Annotated in this window: 5 protein-coding genes; 3 read left to right on the forward strand and 2 right to left on the reverse strand. The window is 71.5% G+C overall.

Annotated elements, in window-relative coordinates:
* The coding region (gabT, locus tag ACJOT3_RS32000; RefSeq protein ID WP_406976871.1) for a 4-aminobutyrate--2-oxoglutarate transaminase at nucleotides 1-1,170 on the forward strand (1,170 nt) is incomplete at its 5' end.
* A gap of 228 nt (nucleotides 1,171-1,398) precedes the next feature.
* On the opposite strand, the gene ACJOT3_RS32005 is transcribed toward gabT, so the two are convergent.
* Together ACJOT3_RS32005 and ACJOT3_RS32010 are read right to left on the reverse strand one after the other, a co-directional pair.
* On the reverse strand, nucleotides 1,399-1,887 hold the full coding sequence (locus ACJOT3_RS32005; RefSeq protein WP_406976872.1) for an Lrp/AsnC family transcriptional regulator: 489 nt from the start codon (nucleotides 1,885-1,887) through the stop codon (nucleotides 1,399-1,401).
* A 123-nt stretch (nucleotides 1,888-2,010) separates the two neighbouring features.
* Complete coding sequence (locus ACJOT3_RS32010; RefSeq protein ID WP_406976873.1) at nucleotides 2,011-3,618, reverse strand: PucR family transcriptional regulator; 1,608 nt, start codon at nucleotides 3,616-3,618, stop codon at nucleotides 2,011-2,013.
* Nucleotides 3,619-3,810: 192 nt separating this feature from the next.
* Between ACJOT3_RS32010 and ACJOT3_RS32015 the strand changes: the two genes are divergently transcribed.
* Both ACJOT3_RS32015 and ACJOT3_RS32020 read left to right on the forward strand, forming a co-directional pair.
* Nucleotides 3,811-5,097, forward strand: coding sequence for an aspartate aminotransferase family protein (locus tag ACJOT3_RS32015; protein WP_406976874.1), 1,287 nt, complete (start codon nucleotides 3,811-3,813; stop codon nucleotides 5,095-5,097).
* A 26-nt stretch (nucleotides 5,098-5,123) separates the two neighbouring features.
* Nucleotides 5,124-5,575, forward strand: a 452-nt coding sequence (locus tag ACJOT3_RS32020) for an aldehyde dehydrogenase family protein (RefSeq protein ID WP_406976875.1), incomplete at its 3' end; no start/stop codon positions are given.

Raw genomic sequence — 5,575 nt, forward strand, 5'->3', positions numbered from 1 at the left:
GACGGCAACGCCCTCATCGACTTCGGCTCGGGCATCGCCGTCACCAACGTCGGCAACGCCGACCCGCGCGGGGTGGAGCGCTCCGCCGAGCAGCTGGGCCGGTTCACGCACACGTGTTTCATGGTCAACCCGTACGAGGCGTACGTGGACGTGTGCGAGGCCCTCAACCGGATCACCCCCGGTGACCACGAGAAGCGCTCGATCCTGCTGAACTCCGGCGCCGAGGCCGTCGAGAACGCGGTGAAGATCGCCCGCAGCGCCACCGGGCGCCAGGCCGTCGTGGTGTTCGACCACGCCTACCACGGCCGCACCAACCTCACCATGGGCCTGACCGCCAAGAACATGCCCTACAAGCAGGGCTTCGGCCCGTTCGCCGGCGAGATCCACCGCATGCCCATGGCCTACGCCTACCGCTGGCCGACCGGCCCGGAGAACTGCGGCCCCGAGGCCGCGGCCATGGTCATCGACCAGATCACCAAGCAGATCGGCGCGGACAACGTCGCCGCCGTGGTGATCGAGCCGATCCAGGGCGAGGGCGGCTTCATCGAGCCCGCCCCCGGCTTCCTGCCCGCGGTGGTCGAGTTCTGCCGCGCCAACGGGATCGTGTTCGTCGCCGACGAGGTGCAGACCGGCTTCGCCCGCACCGGGCACATGTTCGCCTGCGAGCACGAGGGCATCGTCCCGGACCTGATCACCACCGCCAAGGGCATCGCGGGCGGCCTGCCGCTGGCCGCAGTGACCGGCCGCGCCGACCTCATGGACGCCGTGCACGGCGGCGGCCTGGGCGGCACCTACGGCGGCAACCCGACCGCCTGCGCCGCGGCGCTGGCGTCACTGGAGGCCATCGAGTCCGACGACCTGGTCGGGCGCGCCCGCGAGATCGGCGACCTGATGCTGGGCCGACTGCGCAAGCTGGCCGCCGAGCACCCGGTCATCGGTGACGTGCGCGGCCGCGGCGCGATGATCGCGATCGAGCTGGTCAAGGACGACAAGACCCCGGACACGGAGTCGCTGGGCAAGGTCCTGTCGTACTGCCACTCCCAGGGTCTGGTCCTGCTGAGCGCGGGCACCTACGGCAACGTGATCCGCATGCTGCCGCCGCTGGTCATCGGCGACGACCTGCTCAACGAGGGCCTGGACATCCTGGCCGACGCGTTCGCCCGCCTGTAGCTGTACCCCTTCGGGCCTCCGCTCCGCTTCGGCCCGTGCTCGGGCGCCCGGGGAACGGGAACCTTCGCCCCTACGCGGACATCCTCGCCCGCCCGTCGCCCACCGCCACCCTCAACGGATGGCCTGCGGCCACGGACTTCTCCTCGAAGACGTCCGCTCCGGGCCTCCAGAACCCCGTGGGCGCCCTCGCGCACCCCGCGCCTGGGCGCATCCGGTGGGCATCGCCCCCTACCGGGTGCCCCAGGCGTAGGTCTGCTTGCGGAGCTTGAGGTAGAGGAAGGTCTCGGTGGAGGCCACCGACTCGACGGCGCGCATGTTCGCCAGGATCTCCAGCAGGCGGGCGTCGTTCTCGGCGACGACCTCGACCAGCAGGTCGAAGGAGCCCGCCGTGATGACGACGTACTCCACCCCGGGGATCTCGGAGATGACGTCGGCGGCGGCGTTGAGGTCGCCGTCGGTGCGCACGCCGATCATGGCCTGGCGGTGGAAGCCGAGCATCATGGGGTCGGTGACGCCCACGACCTGGACCACCCCGGACTCCAGCAGGCGCTGGACGCGCTGGCGCACGGCGGCCTCGGACAGGCCCACGGCCTTGCCGATGGCGGCGTAGGACCGGCGGCCGTCCTCCTGGAGCACCTCGATGATGCGCTTGGCGGTCTCGTCCAGGACGATGCCGTTGCCCCTGCGCTGGGGGGCGGGGTCCGACTGGCCGTTCACAGAGCCCTCCGTGAATCCAACGTATTTTGTGCGTATGAACGTCGGATTTCATCAGGATCCGACGGCCCTACAACGGATTCCAAGGCTACTGCACGGTTATTCATTTGTTGAAGACCCGGACGGTCAACGCTGTCCATCGCGCACCGAATCCAGTGACAGCAGCGCCACGTGCAGCGACAGGCAGGTCTCGACCGAGTCCAGGTCCGCGTCGAGCACGTTGGAGATCCTGCGCAACCGATCGTAGAACGCCGGCCGGGACAGATGCGCGTTGCCCGCCGCCATCGCCTTGTTGCGCCCGGCCGCCAGGTAGTGCCGGAGCATGTCGGTGAGGTCCGAGCCGTGCCGGGCGTCGTGGTCCAGCAGCGGCCCCAGCTCGCGCTCCACGTAGGTCTGCAACCGCTCGTCGTCGCGGAACAGGTGCAGCAGCCCGCGCAGGTGCAGGTCGGGCAGGCGGTAGAAGGGCCGCCGGTCGCTCTGGCGGACCGCCACGTCCCCCACCTGGCGCGCCTCCAGGAAGGAGCGGCGCACCTCGCGGATGTCGTCGGAGGTCGAGCCGACCGCGAGCACCGCGGCGTCGCCGACGGTCACCGCCAGCCGGTCGGCGAGCATGTGCAGGGTGGCGTCGACGCGCCGCCGCGGCGGCAGCGCCAGCAGGACGCCGACCCTCAGGTCGTCCAGGGAGCCCACCAGGGCGGGCAGTCGCAGGTCGCGGCAGGCGCGGGCGGCGCCCTCGGCGGTGTCGGACAGGCGGGCCTGGGCGGCCAGGCCGGTGCCGTTCTCGCGCAGGCGCAGCACCAGGCCCAGCAGTTCGCGGTTGTTGAGCGGGACGCCCACCGCCCGGGCCCGGACCAGGGCCTCCTCGGGGTCGGAGTAGGCGCGGTCGATGATGCCCGCGATGATCGTGCGGTGGGTCTGGCGCTCCAGGCTCTCCTGGTGGCGTTCGAGCAGCCGGCCCAGCGCCAGGGTGGTGGCGGCCCGTTCGATGAGCATGCTCTGGCGCGGGGTGGGGTTGGCCCCGGCGATGAGGATGAGCCGCCCCCAGTCCTGGCCGCGGGCGCCGACCGTGGTGACCAGCCAGCCGGTGGCCGGGGCGTGGACGGTGCGGCTGCCCGTGCGCACGGCGCGCGAGCGGCTCTCCCAGGAGGTGAGCAGCGTTCCGGGGTCCTCGCCGTTGAGGTCGCAGGCCAGGACCTGGTGGGAGAGGTTCTCCAGGACCACCGGGCAGCCGGACAGCTGGGTGATCTCGTGCAGGATGCGCTCGGTGTCGGCGCCCTCCACCGACAGCCGGGTGAAGACCGAGTGGAGCTTCTCGGACTCGCGCAGCTCCTCCAGCTGCTCGTTGACGACCCGGATGTGCACGGCCTCGGTGATCTCGACGAACCGGGCCTCCCGGTCCAGCAGGATCACCGGGACCTCGGCCTCGCGGGCGGCGTCCAGGAACGGCTTGGGCAGCTCGGCGTGGTACTTGCGGCCCAGCTCGACGGCGATGCCGCTGACGCCGACGGCCGCGAGGTCGTCGATGTAGCGCTTGAGGGCGTGCGGGTCGTCGGGCATGGCGATGCCGGTGCTGAGCACGAGCTCGCCGCCGCGCAGCAGGTGCGCCAGGTCGGTGACCTCGGCGATGTGGACCCAGCGCACGGGCACGTCCAGGTGCTCGGAGCCGACCACGACACGGGGGCGGGCGCGCTGGAGGGCGGGGAGGCGCAGGACCTCGGCAAGGGTGGGAAGCACGTTCGCATTCTAGGACACAGTGTCAGAAGCCGGCCGGGCGTCCTTGACACTGTGCACCGCTTCCGGCGTCCCGGCGGGCCGGACGCCGCGGTGAGCAGGGAATGCGGCGCTTTTACACGTCGTAAGTCCGTCCTGCATGTTGTCAACATGGTGGTTCTGGCCACGGCCGCGGTCGGTGGGGAGACTGGGGGCATGTCGGAACTTCTCTCGCGCCACCGCGCGGTCATGCCCTCCTGGTTGCCCCTGTACTACGAGTCCCCGCTGGAGATCGCCTCCGGGAGCGGCTCCCGCGTCACCGACGCGGACGGCCGCACCTACCTGGACTTCTTCACCGGCATCGTGACCAACATGCTCGGCTACGACGTGGCCGAGGTGCGCGAGGCCGTGGAGCGCCAGATCGCCAAGGGCGTCGTGCACACCTCCACGCTGTACCTGATCCGCTCCCAGGTCGAGCTGGCCGAGAAGATCGCCCGCCTGTCCGGCATCCCGGACGCCAAGGTGTTCTTCACCAACTCCGGCACCGAGGCCAACGAGACCGCCCTGCTGCTGTCCACCTGCGCCCGCGGCAGCGACGAGGTGCTGGCCATGCGCGGCAGCTACCACGGCCGCTCCTACGGCACCATCGCCGTCACCGGCAACCGCGGCTGGAAGAACTCCTCCCTGTCCCCGCTCAACGTGCACTACCTGCACGGCACCGACCACGCCTCCCCGGTGTTCCGCGGCATGTCGGAGAAGGAGTACATCGAGGCCTGCGTCACCGACCTGCGCGACGTCCTGGACACGGCCGCCCCGAACGTCGCCTGTCTGATCGCCGAGCCGATCCAGGGCGTGGGCGGGTTCAACATGCCGCCGGACGGGCTGTACGCCGCCTACAAGGAGGTGCTGGACGAGCACGGCATCCTCTTCATCTCCGACGAGGTGCAGACCGGCTGGGGCCGCACCGGCGACAGCTTCTTCGGCATCGGCGCCCACGGGGTGACCCCGGACGCGATGACCTTCGCCAAGGGCCTGGGCAACGGCTTCGCCGTCGGCGGCGTCGTGGCGCGCGGCGACCTCATGGACGGCCTGTCGGCGCTGGGCGTGGCCACCTTCGGCGGCAACCCGGTGTCGATGGCGGCCGCCGGCGCCACCCTCGACTACGTGCTGGAGCACGACCTCCAGGGCAACGCGCTGCGCCAGGGCTCGCTCATCATCGAGGGCCTGCGGCCGCTGACCGAGCTGCCGTCGGTGTCCGCCGTGCGCGGCAAGGGCCTGATGTTCGCGATCGAGATGGCCGACCCGCGGACCGGCGGCCCCTCCCCGGCGCTGGCCGGGCGGGTGCTGGAGGCCGCCCGCGAGCGCGGCCTGCTGGTGGGCAAGGGCGGCGTGCACGGCAACGTGCTGCGCATGGCCCCGCCGCTGACCCTGTCCGCCGACGACGCCGCCGAGGGCCGCGACCTGCTGCTGGACGCCGTCCGCGCGGTCGACGCCCAGGCCTGACCGGACCCGAGGAGACGAGAGAAGACATGGGCAAGCACGTCACCCACTGGATCGGCGGACGCCGCTACGAGGGCCCGGCCAAGCGCCAGGGCGACATCTACAACCCGGCGTCGGGCGCGGTCACCGGCACCGTCGACCTCGCGGGCGCGGAGGAGGTGGACGCGGCGGTGGCCGCGGCCCGGGCCGCGTTCCCGGCCTGGCGGGACACGTCGCTGTCGCGGCGGGTGCAGATCCTGTTCCGGTTCCGTGAGCTGCTCAGCGCGAACAGGGACGAGCTGGCCGCGGCGATCAGCGCCGAGCACGGCAAGGTGTTCTCCGACGCGCAGGGCGAGGTGGCCCGGGGCCTGGAGGTCGTGGACTTCGCCTGCGGCATCCCGCACCTGCTCAAGGGCGGCTACTCCGAGAACGTGTCCACCGGCGTGGACTCCTACTCCATCCTCCAGCCGCTGGGCGTGGTCGCGGGCATCACCCCGTTCAA

The organism is Nocardiopsis protaetiae (assembly GCF_045446735.1).
GTDB classification, from domain to species: domain Bacteria; phylum Actinomycetota; class Actinomycetes; order Streptosporangiales; family Streptosporangiaceae; genus Nocardiopsis; species Nocardiopsis protaetiae.